The organism is Mycobacterium sp. Dal123C01 (genome assembly GCF_052566995.1).
In genome coordinates, this window is record NZ_CP199580.1 from 3,742,837 (window position 1) to 3,761,190 (window position 18,354).

Consider the following 18,354-nt stretch of genomic DNA (forward strand, 5'->3'; position numbering starts at 1 on the left):
GAGCAGCACGACGACGTCGCTTCGTGCCGCAACTGCCGTGACTCGGCATCCGGTGGTTGAAAACGGCCAATGTTAGGCGAGAGGTACTGAGGTGGATCAACTCCAGCATGCGACCGAAGCGCTGCGGAAAGCGCTGGTCCAGGTTGAACGCCTGAAGCGCACCAACCGTGCGCTGCTGGAGCGGGCGAGCGAGCCGATCGCGATCGTCGGCATGTCCTGTCGCTTCCCGGGTGGTGTTGATACTCCCGAGAGTCTGTGGCAAATGGTGGCCGACGGCCGCGACGTGATCTCGGATTTCCCGACGGATCGCGGTTGGGATCTGGCGGGGCTGTTCGACCCCGATCCCGACATGCGCCACAAGACATACGCCCGTACCGGCGGCTTCGTTGACGATGTCGCGGACTTCGACCCCGCCTTCTTCGGCATCGCGCCCACCGAGGCGCTCGCCATGGACCCCCAGCATCGAATGCTGCTGGAACTTTCGTGGGAGGCGTTGGAGCGGGCCGGGATCGACCCGAGCGGGCTGCGCGGCAGCGCCACCGGAGTGTTCGCGGGACTCATTGTCCAGGGCTACGGCATGCTCGCCGAGGAGATCGAGGGCTACCGCCTTACCGGCATGACCTCCAGCGTCGCCTCGGGACGGGTGTCGTATGTGCTGGGGCTGGAGGGCCCGGCGGTCTCGGTGGATACCGCGTGTTCGTCGTCGTTGGTGGCGTTGCATATGGCGGTGCAGTCGCTGCGGTCCGGCGAGTGTGACCTGGCCCTGGCCGGCGGCGCCACTGTCAACGCCACGCCAACGGTTTTCATCGAGTTCAGCCGGCACCGGGGGCTCTCGCCCGACGGGCGGTGCAAAGCCTATGCCGGGGCGGCCGACGGGGTTGGCTGGTCCGAGGGTGGCGCCCTCCTGGTGGTGGAGCGGTTGTCGGATGCGCGTCGGCTGGGCCATCCGGTACTCGCGGTGGTGCGAGGCTCGGCGGTCAATCAGGATGGTGCCTCTAATGGGTTGACCGCGCCCAATGGTCCGTCTCAGCAGCGGGTGGTGCGTGCGGCGCTGGCCAACGCCGGGTTGTCGGCGACCGAGGTCGATGTGGTGGAGGGCCACGGCACCGGCACCACATTGGGCGATCCCATTGAGGCGCAGGCATTGCTGGCGACCTACGGGCAGGACCGCACTGAGCCGCTGTGGCTGGGCTCGATCAAGTCGAATATGGGTCACACGCAGGCCGCTGCCGGGGTGGCCGGGGTGATCAAGATGGTCCAGGCGATGCGCCACGAGGTGCTGCCGGCGACGTTGCATGTGGATCAGCCCAGCCCGCACGTGGATTGGTCGGCGGGCTCGGTGTCATTGTTGTCCGAGGCGCGGCCCTGGCCGGCCGCCGACCGGATGCGCCGGGCCGGCGTGTCGTCGTTCGGGATCAGCGGAACCAACGCCCACGTGATCGTCGAGTCCGCCCCGGCGGAAGAGTCGCGGCAGGCCACCCCGGCGCCCGTGGTGGTGCCGTGGGCGCTCTCGGCAAAGTCGTTGTCGGCGTTGGGGTCTCAGGCGGCACGACTGGCGGCACACGTAGGTGCCGATGACTCGCTTGACGTTGCCGACGTGGCATGGTCGTTGGCGGGCCGGGCGACCTTTGAGCATCGGGCCGTCGTCGTCGCTCGTGACCGCGACCAGTTGCTGGCCGGCCTCGAGGACCTCGCCGGCGACAACCCGAGCGCCTCGATCGTTCGGGCCGCCGCGCTGCCGGCGGGCAAGCACGTCTTCGTCTTCCCCGGCCAAGGCTCCCAATGGGTGGGCATGGGCATCGAATTGCTCGACACCGCACCGGTATTCGCACAGCAGATCGAAGCGTGCGCCGAGGCGTTCTCGGAGTTCGTCGACTGGTCGCTGATCGATGTGCTGCGAGGCGCGCCGGGCGCTCCGGGCATGGATCGCGTGGACGTCGTGCAACCGGTGCTGTTCGCGGTGATGGTGTCATTGACCGAACTCTGGAAGTCGGTCGGAGTGAATCCGGACGCGGTGATCGGCCACTCGCAAGGCGAGATCGCCGCGGCCTACGTCGCCGGTGCGCTGTCGTTGCGCGACGCCGCGCGGGTGGTCACGCTGCGCAGCAAACTGCTGCGGACGCTGGCCCATCCCGGAGGCATGGTTTCCATCGCATGCAGCACCGAGCGGGCGCGGGAATTGCTGGCGCCCTACGGTAATCGAATCAGCATCGCCGCGGTCAATGGCCGGTCGGCGGTCGTGGTGTCGGGTGACGTCGCCGCGCTGGAGGAACTGATCGGCTTCTGCGCCGACCTGGAGCTGCGGACCCGCCGGATCGACGTGGACTATGCGTCGCATTCGATTGAGGTCGAGGCGATTCGCGACGAGCTGACCGAGGTTCTGGCCGGCATCGAGCCGCGTTCCTCGCGGATCGCCTTCTTCTCTACCGTGACCGGAAGTCGTTTGGATACAGCAGGTTTGGATGCGGCGTACTGGTATCGCAACATCCGGCAGACCGTTCAATTCGACCAGGCGGTGCGCACCGCCTGCGAACACGGATACCGGACATTCATCGAATCGAGTCCGCATCCCGCGTTGATCGCTGGAATCGAAGACACCTTCAACGACACCGGCGCCGCGGGCGACACCGAGGCCATCGTCGTTCCCACCCTGGGCCGTGACGACGGCGGACTCGAGCGGTTCCTGACCTCGGCCGCCACGGCGTTCGTGGCGGGTGTGACCGTGAACTGGCGCGGGGCATCGGGCGGTGCCGGCTTTGTCGAGCTGCCGACGTATGCCTTTGATCGACGCAGGTTTTGGCTGTCCGGCGAGGGTATCGGAGCCGACGTCGCGGGCTTGGGACTGGGAGCCAGTGAGCACGCGTTGCTGGGCGCGGTGGTCGAGCTGCCGTCCTCGGGCGAGGTGGTGCTGACCGGTCGATTGTCGCCGAGTGTGCACGGGTGGCTGGCCGACCACGCAGTGTCCGGCACGGTGGTGTTCCCGGGCGCCGGGTTTGTGGAGCTCGCGATCCGCGCCGGTGACGAAGTCGGTTGTTCGACAGTCGATGAGCTGACTTTGCAGGCGCCGTTGATGTTGCCGGTTGGCGATTCGGGATTCGGCTCGGTGGCCGTGCAAGTCGTGGTCGGCGCGGGCGAAGAATCGGGCCAGCGCAGTGTCGCGATTTTCTCGCGCGCCGACGCCGGCTCCGCATGGGTGTGCCACGCAGAAGGGGCATTGAGCTCCGCGCCGGTCGAGCCCAGCGCCGATCTGTCGGTGTGGCCACCGGCGGGTGCGGTTGCGGTGGACGCGTCCGACGGCTACGAGAAGTTGGCGGCGCGCGGATACGGTTACGGCCCGGCGTTCAAGGGGTTGACCGCCACGTGGGTCCGCGGCGACGAGGTGTTCGCCGAAGTGCGACTGCCAGACGCCGCGGGAGGCGTCAGCGGGTTCGGCGTGCATCCGGCGTTACTCGATGCGGCAATGCATTCCATGATCATCGCCCACCAGGCCGCGGACGAGACCGACGTGGTGTTGCCCTTCTCGTGGCAGGGCGTTTCGCTACATGCCGCGGGCGCATCGGCGGTACGCGCGCGCATCGCCCCGGCGGGTCCTTCGGGAGTCTCGATCGAGCTTGCCGACGGGCTGGGGTTGCCGGTGCTGACGGTGGGCACGATGGTCGCCCGGCCGGTGAACGAACAGCAACTGCGTGCGGCCATCTCGGGCTCGGGCCCGGACCGCCTGTTCGAGGTGGTGTGGTCGGCCGCGCCGGCGACCGCCGGTACCAACCCGGTTCCGTCCCATCAACTACTCGAATCCGTTGCCAGTGAGCATGATCCGGTGGAGGCTAGCTATCAGCGCGCTCACCAGGTGCTTGCGGCGGTGCAGTCGTGGCTGACCGAGCGCGATTCGGGAATCCTGGTCGTGGCCACTCGCGGCGCAATGGGGTTGCCGGGCGAGGACATCACCGATCTGGCGGGCGCGGCGGTGTGGGGTCTGGTGCGATCGGCGCAAACCGAGCATCCCGGCCGGATCGTGCTGGTGGATTCCGATGCGCCCCTGGACGATGACGCAACGGCCGCCGTTTTGGCCGCCGGTGAACACCAGGTATTGCTGCGCGGCGCAACGATCTACATCGCACGGGTAAACGGCAGCCGCGCGGTAGACGGAATCTTGGTGCCTCCCGCCGACGTGCCTTGGCGGCTGGGTATCAGCAGCGCGGGCACCTTCGAGAACCTGCGCCTGGAGCCGGTTCCCAACGCCGATGCGCCGCTGGAGGCGGGCCACGTTCGGGTCGCTCTGCGCGCCATCGCCACCAACTTCCGCGACGTCATGATCACCCTGGGCATGTTCACCCACGATGCGCTGCTCGGTGGCGAAGGCGCGGGTGTTGTGGTCGAAGTCGGGCCGGGCGTCACCGAATTCGCGGTCGGTGATTCGGTCTATGGATTCTTCCCCGACGGCAGCGGCACGTTGGTGCCCGGCGATGTGCGCTTGCTGCTCAAGAAGCCCGACGATTGGTCCTACGCCGAAGCTGCCGCCATCTCAGCGGTTTTCACCACCGCGTACATGGCGTTCATCCACCTGGCCGATGTCAAGCCGGGCCAGCGGGTATTGGTGCATGCCGCCGCCGGCGGAGTGGGCATGGCTGCCGTACAGCTGGCCCGGCACCTGGGTCTTGAGGTGTTCGGGACCGCTAGCCGTGGCAAGTGGGACACCTTGCGGGCCATGGGCTTTGACGACGACCACATCGGGGATTCGCGCAGCCTGGATTTCGAGGAGAAGTTCCGGACGGTTACCGGTGGGCGCGGCATGGATGTGGTGCTGGACTCGCTGGCCGGGGAATTCGTGGATGCGTCTCTGCGCCTGGTAGCCCCCGGCGGCGTGTTCTTGGAGATGGGCAAGACCGACATCCGCGACCCCGGCGTGGTCGCGCGGGAATACCCGGGTGTTCGTTACCGCGCCTTTGACCTCTTCGAGCCGGGCCGTCCCCGGATGCACGAGTGGATGCTAGAGCTCGCCGGACTATTCGACGCCGGTGTGTTGCGGCCATTGCCGGTGACGACGTTTGATGTGCGACGCGCTCGTACGGCATTGCGGTACTTGAGTCAGGCCCGCCACATCGGCAAAGTCGTCATGACGCTGCCGGACTCCTGGACGGCGGGGACTGTGTTGATCACCGGTGGAACCGGGATGGCGGGTTCCACGCTGGCCCGGCATTTGGTGACACACCACGGGGTACGCAATCTGATGCTGCTGAGTCGGCGCGGTCCGGACGCGCCCGGGTCTGCCGACTTGGTCGCCGAATTGGAGTCGGCCGGAGCCCGAGTGAAGGTGATCGCATGCGACGCTGCCGACCGGGCAGCACTAGCCACGGTGATCGCCGATATTCCGGCGCAGCATCCGCTATCCGGAGTCGTTCACGCCGCCGGCGTGCTCGACGACGCGATGGTCACATCGCTGACACCCGACCGAGTGGATCCGGTGTTGCGGGCCAAGATCGACGCGGCATGGAACCTGCACGAGCTCACCCGCGACCTGGATGTGTCGGCGTTTGTGATGTTCTCGTCGATGGCCGGTCTGGTGGGTTCATCGGGTCAAGCCAATTACGCGGCGGCCAACTCATTCCTTGACGGGTTGGCCGCGCATCGGCGTGCCCACGGGTTGCCGGCGATCTCACTGGGGTGGGGGCTGTGGGATCAGGCCAGCGCCATGACCGGCGGACTGGACGCCGCCGACCTCGCCCGGCTGGGCCGCGACGGAATCTTGGCGCTGTCGTCAGATGAAGCGATGGAATTGTTCGACACCGCACTGATTGTCGACGAGCCATTCATGGCCCCCGCCCGCATCGACCTGGCCGCGCTGCGTGCGCATGCTGCCGCAGTGCCGCCGATGTTCACCGACCTGATCAACGCGCCGGCACGGCGCCAGGTCGACGACTCACTGGCCGCCGCGAAATCGAAATCAGCTCTGGCTCACCGCCTGCACGGCCTACCCGAACCCGAACAGCATGCTGTGCTGCTGGATCTGGTCCGCGCACACATCGCGACCGTGTTGGGCAATACCACTGCCGAGGCGATCGACCCGGACAAAGCGTTCCAGGACCTGGGTTTCGACTCGCTGACTGCGGTCGAAATGCGCAACCGGCTGAAAACCGCTACCGGCCTGGCGCTTTCACCCACCCTCATCTTCGACTACCCGACGCCGAACGGACTGGCCAGCTACATCCGTCACGAGCTGGCCGGCGTCCCGCAAGAGATCGGGCCCACCCCGGTCGTTCACGTCACCGGCGATGACCTGATCGTGATCGTGGGTATGTCGTGCCGCTATCCGGGCGGGGTGACTTCGCCCGAGGATCTCTGGGAGATGCTGACCGAGGGCCGTGACGTGCTCTCCGAATTCCCGAGCGACCGTGGCTGGGATCTGGACGGCGTGTACAACCCGGATCCCGATGTTCCAGGCACGTGCTACACCCGCACCGGCGGATTCGTGGACGGTGTCGCGGACTTTGACCCCGCCTTCTTTGGTATAGCGCCGAGCGAGGCGCTCGCGATGGATCCGCAGCAACGGATGTTCCTCGAACTATCCTGGGAAGCCTTGGAGCGGGCAGGAATTGAGCCCGGCGCGTTGCGCGGCAGCGCCACCGGCATATTTGCCGGGGTGTACACACAGGGCTATGGCATGGGTGCCGCGCCCACCGCGGAGGGCTTCCGGCTGACCGGCCAGTCATCCAGTGTGGCGTCGGGCCGGGTGTCCTACGTGCTCGGGCTGGAGGGCCCGGCGGTCTCGGTCGACACGGCGTGTTCGTCGTCGTTGGTCGCGTTGCACATGGCGGCCCAATCGCTACGTTCGGGCGAGTGTGACCTGGCCCTGGCCGGCGGCGTCACGGTCAACGCCACACCCGACATCTTCGTGGAGTTCAGCCGGATGCGCGGGTTGTCGGTGGACGGCCGGTGCAAGGCATATGCGGGAGCCGCCGACGGGACCGGATTCTCCGAGGGCGGCGGCATGCTCGTGGTCGAGCGGTTGTCGGATGCGCGGCGGCTGGGTCATCCCGTGCTGGCGGTGGTACGGGCCTCGGCAATCAATCAGGACGGCGCCTCCAACGGGTTGACCGCGCCGAACGGCCCGTCTCAGCAGCGGGTGGTGCGTGCGGCGCTGGCCAACGCCGGGTTGTCGGCGACCGAGGTCGATGTGGTGGAAGGCCACGGCACCGGCACCACATTGGGCGATCCCATTGAGGCGCAGGCGTTGTTGGCAACCTACGGGCAAAACCGCGCTGAGCCGTTGTGGCTGGGCTCGATCAAGTCGAATATGGGTCACACGCAGGCCGCCGCGGGGGTGGCCGGGGTGATCAAGATGGTGTTGGCGATGCGCCACGAGCTGCTGCCGGCGACGTTGCACGTCGACGGGCCCAGCCCGCATGTGGACTGGTCGACGGGCTCGGTGTCGTTGCTGACCGAGGCGCGGCCGTGGCCCGCTGCGGGTCGCGTGCATCGGGCGGGCGTCTCGTCGTTCGGCATCAGCGGCACCAACGCTCACGTGATCATCGAGGCCGCACCCGCCGAACCGCACCCCGTCGTAGACCGCGCCAAGGTACCGGTGCTGCCGTGGGTGGTGTCGGCAAAGTCGTTGTCGGCGTTAGGTTCGCACGCTTGTCGGTTGGCCGCTCATATCCGTGCCGATAGCGAGCTCGACGTTGCCGATGTGGCGTGGACGTTGGCGGGCCGGTCAAACTTTGAACATCGCGCCGTGGTTGCCGGTGCTGATCGCGACCAGTTGCTGGCCGGCCTCGACGAATTGGCTACCGGCGACGTCGGATCGGTCGTACAGGGCACCGCAACGCAAGGCGGCAAGACCGTCTTCGTCTTCCCCGGCCAAGGCTCCCAGATACTGGGCATGGGAATGGGGTTGCACGCCGGCTACCCGGTATTTGCCGAGGCGTTCAACACCGTCGTGGGTGAACTGGATCGGCACTTGCTGCGCCCCTTGCGCGAAGTCATGTGGGGCCATGACGAAGACCTGTTGAACACCACCGAATTCGCCCAACCGGCCTTGTTCGCGATGGAAGTCGCCCTGTTCCGGTTGCTCGAATCCTGGGATATACGACCCGACTTCGTGCTGGGCCACTCGATCGGTGAGTTGGCGGCCGCGCACGTCGCCGGTGTCCTGTCGCTGGAGAACGCCGCGGTCCTGGTGGCCGCCCGGGGCCGCTTCATGCAAGCGCTGCCGGCGGGCGGTGCGATGATCGCCGTGCAGGCCACCGAATCCGAAGTGCGTCCGCTGCTGGTGCCCGAGGTCGGCATCGCAGCGATCAACGGGCCGGGCTCGGTGGTGATGTCGGGCGCCGAAGACAAGGTGACCGCGATCGCCGACCGTCTCCGTGCCGACGGCCGCCGTGTTCACCAACTGGCCGTCTCGCATGCCTTCCACTCTCCGTTGATGGATCCGATGATCGACGAATTCGGAACGGTCGCAGCCGGACTCGCTATCGGCAAGCCGACCATCCCGATTGTGTCGAACGTGACTGGGCAGCTGGCGGGAGACGACTTCGCGACGGCGGCATATTGGAAGCGGCACGTGCGCGAGGCGGTGCGATTCGCCGACAGTGTGCGCTTCGCGCACTCGGCAGGCGGAACGCGTTTCCTCGAAGTCGGACCCAGCAGTGGCTTGACGGCGTCGATCGAAGAAACGCTTGCCAGTGAAGGGCAAGCGCCGGTGATCACGATGTCCGCACTGCGTAAGGACCGCCCGGAGCCGGAAACCCTGACCACTGCGATCGCCCAGGGGTTTGCCGCCGGGATGAACGTGGACTGGCGCGCCGCCATCGGCCAAGCAAGTTTTGTCGATCTGCCCACCTATACCTTTGAGCGGCGGCGGTTTTGGCTCTCCAGCGACGGCGCCGCGGTCGACGCGGCCGGTCTGGGACAGGCCGCCAGCGAACACCCGTTGCTGGGTGCGGTCGTCGAGCTGCCGGCCTCGGGTGGGGTGGTGCTGACCGGCCGGTTATCGCCCGGCGTGCAGACCTGGTTGAACGACCACGCCGTGGGTGGAGTCGTGCTATTCCCCGGTGCGGGATTCGTCGAGTTGGCGATCCGCGCCGGCGACGAGGTGGGTTGCGGAGTTGTCGACGAACTGAATCTTGCGGCGCCCCTGGTGTTGCCGGCCGGCGGGTCGGTCGCTATCCAGGTGGTGGTTGGCGGCGCCGATGATTCGGGCACCCGTGCGGTGTCGATCTTTTCCCGTGCCGCGGCCGGTTCCGGCTGGTCGTTGCACGCCGAGGGCATGCTGCGCACGGGATCGTCCGAGCCGAGCGCGGATCTGTCGGCATGGCCACCGGTTGGCGCGGTCCCCGTCGACATCGGCGACGGCTATGACCGGCTAGCCGAGCGGGGATACGGATACGGGCCCGCGTTCCGCGGCTTGACCTCGATGTGGCGTCGCGGCGATGAAGTGTTCGCCGAAGTGACGCTGCCGACGGATGCCGGGGTGTCGGTGGCCGGGTTCGGTGTGCACCCGGTGATGCTCGACGCCGCATTGCACGCGGTGATCCTGGCCTCCGATAGCCACGAGCTTGCCGAAGGTTCGATGATGGTGCCGTTCTCGTGGCAGCAGGTGTCTCTGCATGCCGCGGGCGCAGCGGCGGTGCGGGCACGGATCGTGCCGGTCGGAGATGCGTCTGCGGGCGGCAGCAGCACGGCGGTGTCGATAGAGCTCGCGGATGGCCTCGGGCTGCCGGTGCTTTCGGTGGCCTCGATGGTGGCGCGGCCCGTCACCGATCAGCAGTTGCTTGCCGCGGTCTCGAGCTCTGGACCGGACCGCCTCTTCGAAGTCGTCTGGTCCGCGCAGCCCTCATCCTCGGTGCAACCGGTATCGGTGTCCGCCTGGGGAGCAACGGAATTGGAGACCGCCGAGGGACAGCGATCGGCGGTGGTGTTCGAGTCGGCGCCGGTCGCCGATGACGTGCTGGCAGGCGTGTACGCAGCAACCCGCGCGGTGCTGCCGGTGCTGCAGTCGTGGTTGGCCCGCGAAGGGGCGGGGACGTTGGTGGTGGCCACCCGGGGCGCGATGACGTTGCCGGGGGAGAAGATCACCGATTTGGCGGGCGCCGCGGTGTGGGGTTTGGTGCGTTCGGCGCAGACCGAGCATCCCGGCCGGATCGTACTGGTCGACACCGATGCAGAGCTAGACGAAGACGCGGTGGCCGCGGTCTTGGCCACCGCCGAGCCGCAATTGTTGGTGCGTGGCGCAAAGGTGTATCTCGCGCGAGTGCATGGCAGTCACGCCGCCGGCGGTCTCTTGGTGCCGCCGGGCGATGGTCCGTGGCGGCTGGGCATGAGCAGTCGCGGCACCTTCGAGAATCTGCGATTGGAACGAATCCCGGATGCCGACGCGCCACTGGGACCCGGGCAGGTTCGGGTCGCGCTGTCGGCTATCGCGGCCAACTTCCGCGACGTGATGATCGCGCTTGGTCTTTACCCCGATCCCGACGCGGTGATGGGTATCGAGGCCTCGGGCGTGGTCGTCGAAACTGCCTCGCAGGATGGCCGTTTCGCGATTGGCGACCGGGTCATGGGCCTGTTCCCGGACGGGACCGGAACGATCGCCATCACCGATCAGCGACTGCTGGTCCAGATGCCGGCCGGATGGTCGCACACCACCGCCGCGACCACCACGGTGGTTTTCGCCACTGCCTATTACGCGCTGTTGGACCTGGCCGCGGCGAAACCCGGTCAGCGGGTATTGGTGCACGCTGCCGCCGGCGGTGTCGGCATGGCTGCGGTGCAGCTGGCCCGGCACCTGGGCCTGGAGGTTTTCGCGACAGCGAGCCGCGGCAAGTGGGACACCTTGCGGGCCATGGGCTTTGACGATGATCATATTTCCGATTCGCGCAGCTTGGAATTCGAGGACAAGTTCCGCGCGGTCACCGCTGGCCGCGGCATGGACGTGGTGCTGGACTCGCTGGCCGGTGACTTCGTTGACGCTTCGCTGCGGCTGGTTGCCTCCGGTGGGATTTTCCTGGAGATGGGCAAGACCGACATCCGCGAGCCCGGTGTGATCGCCGAGGAACACCCGGGTGTCCGGTACCGCGCATTTGACCTCTTCGAATCGGGACCCGAGCGCATTCAGCAGATGCTCGACGAGTTGGCCGCCCTGTTCGGCGAGGACGTGCTACGGCCGTTGCCGGTGACCAGATTCGACGTGCGTCGCGCGCCGGCGGCATTGCGGTACTTGAGTCAGGCCCGCCACGTCGGCAAGGTCGTGATGACGCTACCTTTCGGGCCAGGGGGCGGGCTGGGTACCGGCACCGTGCTGATCACCGGTGGAACCGGCATGGCCGGTTCGGCCTTGGCCCGCCACGTGGTGTCGCGCTACGGCGCGCGCAACGTGGTACTGGTGAGCCGGCGTGGTCTGGATGCGCCGGGGGCCGCGGAGTTGCTGGCCGAGCTCGGCGCCACCGGCGCCCAGGTGCAGGTGGTGGCCTGCGACGTGGCCGACCGCGAGGCATTGGCCAAGGTGATCGCCGATATTCCGGTGCAGCGACCGCTGTCTGGCGTGATCCACGCGGCCGGGATGCTCGACGACGCGGTGATTTCCTCGTTGACCCCGGAGCGGGTTGATGCGGTGTTGCGGGCCAAGGTCGACGGGGCCTGGAACCTGCATGAGTTGACCCGTGACCTCGATGTGTCTGCCTTTGTGCTGTTTTCGTCGATGGCCGGCTTGGCGGGCGCGTCGGGTCAGGCCAACTACGCGGCGGCCAACTCGTTCCTCGACGGGCTGGCCGTGCACCGGCGTTCCTACGGGTTGCCGGCGATGTCCTTGGGCTGGGGTCTGTGGGATCAGACCAGCGCCATGACCGGTGCGCTGGGCGCCGCCGATCGTGCCCGGTTCGGCCGCGACGGCATCCTCGCGATGTCCTCCGATCAGGCACTGGAATTGATGGACACCGCCCTGATTGTCGACGAACCGTTCCTGTTACCTGCCCACATCGACCTCGCGGCGCTGCGCGTCAAGTTCGATGGGGGAACGTTGCCGCCGATGTTCGTTGATCTGATCAACGCCCCGACGCGGCGCCAGGTCGACGACTCGTTGGCCGCGGCGAAGTCGAAATCGGCTCTGCTGCAACGCCTCGAAGGGTTGCCCGAGGACGAGCAATACGACGTTCTGCTGGATTTGGTGCGCTCCAATATCGCCACGGTGCTGGGCAACTCCAGCCCCGAGTCCATCGATCCGGAAAGAGCGTTCCAGGAGCTCGGCTTTGACTCGCTGACCGCCGTCGAGATGCGCAACCGGTTGAAGTCCGCTACCGGTCTCGCGCTCTCACCCACGCTGATCTTCGATTACCCGAACTGCGCGGCGCTGGCCGGTTACATGCACCAAGAGCTCATTGAGACTTCGGAGCAAAGCACCCCGGTTGCCGTGCCCGGGGAAGCTGAAATTCAGCGTGTTGTGGGGGCCATTCCGGTCAAGCGACTCCGGCAGGCGGGAGTGCTGGAGCTGTTGCTGGCGTTGGCAACCGAAGACGGCACCACTCAGGCGGTGGCCGCCGGGGCGAGCACAGAAAAGGACATCGCGGACATGGACCTCGATGCCTTGGTCAACGCCGCGCTGATGGACGACGACGAATAACCCATGAAAGCGCGCCGGCGACGATGCAGAGCGCAGCGATGAGGAGGAGTGGCGCTTGAGCAGGGGCAGTCAGTGAGAGTCGCGGTCACCGGGGCCAGTGGTGTGCTCGGCCGCGGTCTCACTGCCCGACTGCTCAGCCTGGGTCACGATGTCGTAGGGATCGCCCGGCACCGACCGGAAAGCTGGTCGAGTGCTGCCGATTTCATCGAGGCGGATATCCGGGACGCCGGCGCCGTCAGACGCGGTATCGCCGGCGCGGACGTCGTCGCGCATTTCGCGTGGGCACACAGCCCCGGGCCCGACGAACGTATCGGGCATGAGGTCAACGTCGGGGGCGCGCTCAATGTTCTGGAAGCAATAGCCGAGACCGGTTCCAGGCGCATCGTTTTCGCGTCGTCGGCACATGTCTATGGCCGCGCAGAAGCGGCGAAAGCCGAGCACGAGGCGATGGCCCCGGTGTTGGCCGACGGGTTGCATCAGGCCCGCGTCGAAGACATGCTCGGGGCATCGGGAGCCGAATGGGTCGCGGTCCGTTCCGCGCTCATCGTCGGTCGCAACGTCGACAATTGGGTGCGCCGGCTGCTGGCGTTGCCGGCGTTCCCTAACGGGTCTGCCGATCGCCGCATGCAAGTCATCCACCTCGATGACGCGCTTCGGCTATTCACCCGCGCCGTCGTGGGTACCGAAATTGCGAGCAGTCCAGTCAATCTCGCCGCTGCGGGTGAGCAGACGTTTCGGCAGATCGCCGCCGGCCTCGGGCGCCCGGTCGTGCGGATGGGTGGCGCGGTTACGGCTCTGGGGCGACGAGGCCCGACTGCGTTCGCCGAGCTGGAGCTGGTGCGAAGCGCCCCGCTGATGGATACGTCACAGCTGCGCGACCAGTGGAAATTTCAGCCGGCGTGGAGTTGCGACGAATGTATCGAGGACTTCGCATTGGCGGTGCGCGGCCGCGTCGCGCTGGGTAAGCGGGTTGTGTCGCTGCCGTGGCGGCTAGCCAACATTGGGGACCTACCTGCCGTCGATGCGGCCGCAGCTGACGGTGTGCTCCCCAGACCGGCTGGCCCAGAGCAAGATAACGGCGAGTTCGACACTCCTATCGACCCGCGTTTTCCCACCTTCCTGGCCACCAACTTGTCCGAGGCGCTGCCGGGCCCGTTTTCGCCCTCGTCGGCTTCGGCGACCGTACGGGGGTTGCGCGCTGGTGGCGTTACCATTGCCGAGCGGTTGCGCCCGGGCGGAATGGTCCAGCGCGAAATCGCGATGCGGACAGTCGCGGTATTCGCCCATCGGTTGTATGGGGCGATCACGTCGGCGCACTTCATGGCTGAAACCGTGCCGTTTGCCAAGCCGTCGATGATCGTCAGCAACAGCGGGTTCTTCGGCCCAAGCATGGCCTCGCTGCCGATCTTCGGTGAGCAACGTCCCGCCGAAATCAGTCGGGCCCGAAGGCAACTGCGCAACGGTCGCAATATCGGAGTATTCGGCGTCAACCTGGTAGGCCTGAGCTCCGGTGCGTCGCGCGATACGCACGACTTCATTGCCGATGTCGATCGGCTGGAACGGCTGGCCGACGATGTGGCCCAACTCGACGACCCCCGGCTTCTGAGCCTGATCGTGTTGGCCCGCGACCATGTTGTGCACGGTTGGGTGCTGGCCTCGGCGTCGTTCATGCTGTGCGCTGCGTTCAATGTGTTGCTGCGCGGCCTGTGCGGGCGCGACACCTCCGCGCCGGCGGGGCCGGAACTGGTCAGCGCTCGATCGGTCGAGGCCATGCATCGATTGGTGGTGGCGGCGCAGCGCGATCCGAACGTGGCTCGGCTGCTCACCGAGCCGGGGGAGCGCCTTAACAAGCTGGCCGTCGACGCGCCGGAATTTCACGCCGCGGTGCTGGCCGAGCTGGCGCTGATCGGGCATCGCGGCCCGGCGGAGCTGGAGATGCTGTCAACCAGCTACGCCGACGACCCCGAACTGCTGGTCCGGATGGTGGCCAGAGCGATGAGTGCGCCTCAACCGCCGCAACCGCGGCATCCACGGATTCCGTTGCGGGCCAGGCCCGTAGCGCTGCTGGCCGCGCGCCAACTCCGCGACCGCGAAGCTCGTCGCGACAAAGTGGTGCGGGCCAACTGGGTGCTGCGTGGTCTGCTGCGTGAGTACGGGCGCCGCTTGGTCGACGCCGGAATCTTCCACACCACCGACGATGTGTTCTACCTGCTGGTCGACGAACTCGACGCACTACCGGAAGACGTTGCCGGGCTGGTAGCCCGGCGCCGAGCCGAACAGCACAGGCTGGCTGCCGTGACTCCGCCGACGGTGTTCAGCGGGACCTGGGAGCCGTCCACCACGTCGTCGACGGTTCTTGCCAGCGGAGGCACCTTGCGCGGAGTCGGCGTGTGCGGGGGGCGGGTGCGCGGCCGGGTGCGCATCGTGCGGCCCGAGACGATCGATGATCTGCAACCCGGTGAGATTCTCGTCGCGGAGGTTACCGACGTCGGGTACACCGCCGCTTTCTGCTACGCCGCGGCCGTGGTGACAGAACTCGGCGGTCCGATGTCACACGCCGCGGTGGTGGCCCGCGAATTCGGCTTCCCGTGTGTGGTCGACGTCCATGGGGCAACCAAGTCGTTGCCGCCGGGCGCCCTCATCGAGGTCGACGGCACTACCGGCGAGATCTGCATGCTTGAGCTGGCCCCGAAAGATGCAGCACCGCTGGAAGGATGAGGTAACCGTGCGCAGAGTCATCCAATTCTCCACCGGAAACGTCGGCCGGCATTCGTTGCGAGCGATCATCGGTAGGCCAGATCTGGAACTGGTCGGGGTGCATGCGTCCAGCGCCGAGAAGATTGGTCAGGACGCGGCGCAGCTGTGCGGGCTGACCAAACCGACGGGTGTCATCGCCACCGACGACGTCGACGCGCTGGTCGGCCTCGGAGCCGATTGCGTCGTCTACACAGCTCTAGGGGAGACGCGGCCGAAGGAAGCCATCGAACAGATGGCCAAGTTCCTCGCGGCGGGCACCAACGTCGTAGGTACGTCGATGGTCTGGCTGGTCGCGCCGCACCATGCCGACGACTGGTTGCGGGTGCCCCTGGAGCGCGCCTGTGCAGCCGGCAACGCCTCGCTCTACGTCAACGGCATCGATCCAGGCTTCTCTGCCGATACCTTGGTGCATGCCGCGGTCAGCCTAACGACCCGAGTCTCTTCGATCACCGTGCAAGAAATTTTCGACTACGGAGACTATGACGACGCCGAGTTCACTGGCGCCGCTATGGGTTTCGGAACGACTGCGGACGACGAGCCGGCGCTGATGTTCCAGCCGGAAGTCGTTGTTTCGATGTGGGGCGGTCAGGTGCGCAGTCTGGCGGACAATCTCGACATCAAACTCGACGAAGTGCGGCAGCGCATCGAACGCTGGTTCACGCCACAGCGTATTGACTGCACAATGATGACGGTGCAGCCCGGCCAGATGGCCGGGGTCAAGTTCGCCACCGAGGGTGTCCGTGACGGTGAACCGGTGATCACCCTCGAACACGTCACCAGGCTTAGCTCGGCCGCAGCGCCGGATTGGGAGTATCCGCCCGAGGGCCACATCGGCGTGCACCGTGTCATCGTGGAGGGCGAACCTCGGGTGCAGATGGACACACATGTTTCCCATCCTGTTTTCGAAACCACTGATGCAGCGTGCATTTCGACCGCGGCTCGGGTGATCAATGCGATCGATTGGGTATGTCGCGCGCCCCAGGGACTGATCGCGGTGGAGGACATTCCGTTGCCCGCGACGATGCGCGGCCTGATGTGGAACGAAGGGTAGGGCTTACAGCGGCCAGTTGTTCGGCTCAGGTGCCTGGAAAGCGGCCGCCGGGGGCAGAGGTCGTCGTTCCCTCGTCGATATCGCATCGAGGATCAGGGCCACGTAGCGTCGCCAGCCGTCGCTGCCCGGCGCCATCGTGGACAGCACGCTGTAGAGCATGCCGATCAAACGCAGAAGGTCCTCGGCCACCAGGTCGGCGCGGATGGCGCCGTCTTGCTGACCCCGGCGGACAAGCTCGGTGAGCGCTTCAATGAGCGAGTCGGAGATATCGGAGGTCAGCGATCCGGCCCGTTGTGCGGCGATCAAGAGGTTCTGTTCATGCGAGCCGAGCGATATCGCTGCTTCGATCAACTGGGTGAGGCCGCGCAGCGCGTCTTTGTTCTGTCGAGCTTTCGCGATCGCCGGCGTGAGCTGTTCGGCGATGCCCTGATCCAGCGCCGCCCGAACCAGATCGGCCTTGGCGGGGAAGCGGCGGTAGAGGGTTCGTTCGCCGACTCCGGCACGCCGTGCGACCGCCTCCACGGGGGCATCGGGTCCCAACTCGCCGTATACATCCCGTGCGGCGCGAAGAATCCGCTCGACGTTGCGGGCCGCGTCCGCCCGCAACTGTTGCCGGTCTTCAACCGCTGTCATTGTTACAGCGTAACTGACAGTTGACTGCCAGTCAGGTAGGTTCTAGGCTCGTACAAATGGCAGCCATCTGACACTTATGGGGAAACGCGGCTAATGTCAATCGCTTTCGAAACGTCCGAATCTGGCCTTCCCGTCATACCCGTTCAGCGCGCCGCGCGCTGTCCGCTCCATCCGCCGCCCGAGTTCGTCAGTTGGCGCGACGAGCCCGGGCTGCGCAGAGCGCTGTACCACGGCCAGCCGGCCTGGGTGGTGAGCCGCTACCAGGACATCAGGGAGGCGCTGCTCGACCCGCGCCTGTCCGCCGATACCATCCCCGCCTCCCTGAAGCCGGAGAGCTCGGACAGCGCTGTGCCGGTGATGTTCGCGCGGATCGACGATCCCGAACACAATCGGCTGCGCCGGATGATGATGCGCGACTTCACCTTCCGGCGTTGTGAGGCGATGCGGCCGCGGATTCAGGAGATGGTCGACCGATTCATCGACGCGATGATCGCCAACGGACCGCCCGCCGACTTGGTGCGGGACTTTGCCCTGCCGATCCCGTCGCTGGTGATCGCGCTGCTGCTGGGCGTGCCGTCCGCAGACCTGGAGCTCTTCCAGCGCAACTCCACGCTGGGGCTCGAGACGAGCACGACCGACGAGGTGAGGGCGCAGGCTTTCGCGGAGATGTATGTCTATATCCAGGAGCTGGTGGGTCGCCGAGCGCATGATCCGAGCGACGACCTGATCAGTCGCCTCGTTGTCGACTATGTCGCGACCGGTCAACTCACCCGCGAGACGGCAGCGATGAACGGTGTGGTGATGATGCTGGCTGGTCATGAAACCAGCGCCAACATGATCTCGCTGGGAACGGTTGCGCTGCTTGAGCATCCCGACGTCTATGACCGCCTCGGCCGCACCGACGACCACGCCGTCATCGACAACATCGTCGAGGAGCTCATGCGTTATCTCAGTATCGTGCACAGCCAGGTGGATCGGGTGGCAACCGAGGACTTCGTTCTGGGCGGTCAATTGATCAGTGCCGGCGACATGGTCTTGATGAACATACCGGCGGGAAACTGGGACGCAGAGTTCGTCGAGAATCCGGAGAGCTTCGACGCCGAGCGGAACACCCGTGGGCACTTGGGGTTTGGCTACGGTGCGCACCAGTGCATCGGGCAGAATCTTGCCCGCGTCGAGATGCAGGTCGCGTTCGCCACGCTGGCGCGACGGCTGCCCGAGCTCAAATTGGCGGTCTCGCCGGAGGAGCTGAAGTTCAAACAAGCAGACATCTACGGCATGAAAGAACTTCCGGTGAGCTGGTGAC

General features: G+C 66.5%; 5 protein-coding genes. 4 read left to right on the forward strand and 1 reads right to left on the reverse strand.

What is annotated here, in order from left to right:
- The first annotated feature begins 91 nt into the window (after positions 1–91).
- The 3 genes from ACTXG5_RS17690 (at position 92) to ACTXG5_RS17700 (ending at position 16,415) form a co-directional block, all read left to right on the forward strand.
- A complete protein-coding gene (locus ACTXG5_RS17690; protein WP_445160024.1) occupies positions 92–12,607 on the forward strand; it encodes a type I polyketide synthase in 12,516 nt (4,171 codons plus the stop codon).
- Positions 12,608–12,679: 72 nt separating this feature from the next.
- A complete protein-coding gene (locus ACTXG5_RS17695; RefSeq protein ID WP_445160025.1) occupies positions 12,680–15,325 on the forward strand; it encodes a sugar epimerase family protein in 2,646 nt (881 codons plus the stop codon).
- Between the two features lie 7 nt (positions 15,326–15,332).
- On the forward strand, positions 15,333–16,415 hold the full coding sequence (locus tag ACTXG5_RS17700; protein WP_445160026.1) for an NAD(P)H-dependent amine dehydrogenase family protein: 1,083 nt from the start codon (positions 15,333–15,335) through the stop codon (positions 16,413–16,415).
- 3 nt (positions 16,416–16,418) lie between these two features.
- Here the strand turns inward: ACTXG5_RS17700 and ACTXG5_RS17705 are convergent, their stop codons facing one another.
- Positions 16,419–17,048 carry a TetR/AcrR family transcriptional regulator gene (locus ACTXG5_RS17705; protein WP_445160027.1) on the reverse strand — a complete coding sequence of 210 codons (630 nt, stop codon included), beginning with the start codon at positions 17,046–17,048 and terminating at the stop codon, positions 16,419–16,421.
- A 93-nt stretch (positions 17,049–17,141) separates the two neighbouring features.
- Between ACTXG5_RS17705 and ACTXG5_RS17710 the strand changes: the two genes are divergently transcribed.
- Complete coding sequence (locus ACTXG5_RS17710) at positions 17,142–18,353, forward strand: cytochrome P450 (RefSeq protein WP_445160028.1); 1,212 nt, start codon at positions 17,142–17,144, stop codon at positions 18,351–18,353.
- The last annotated feature ends 1 nt before the right edge of the window (position 18,354 follow it).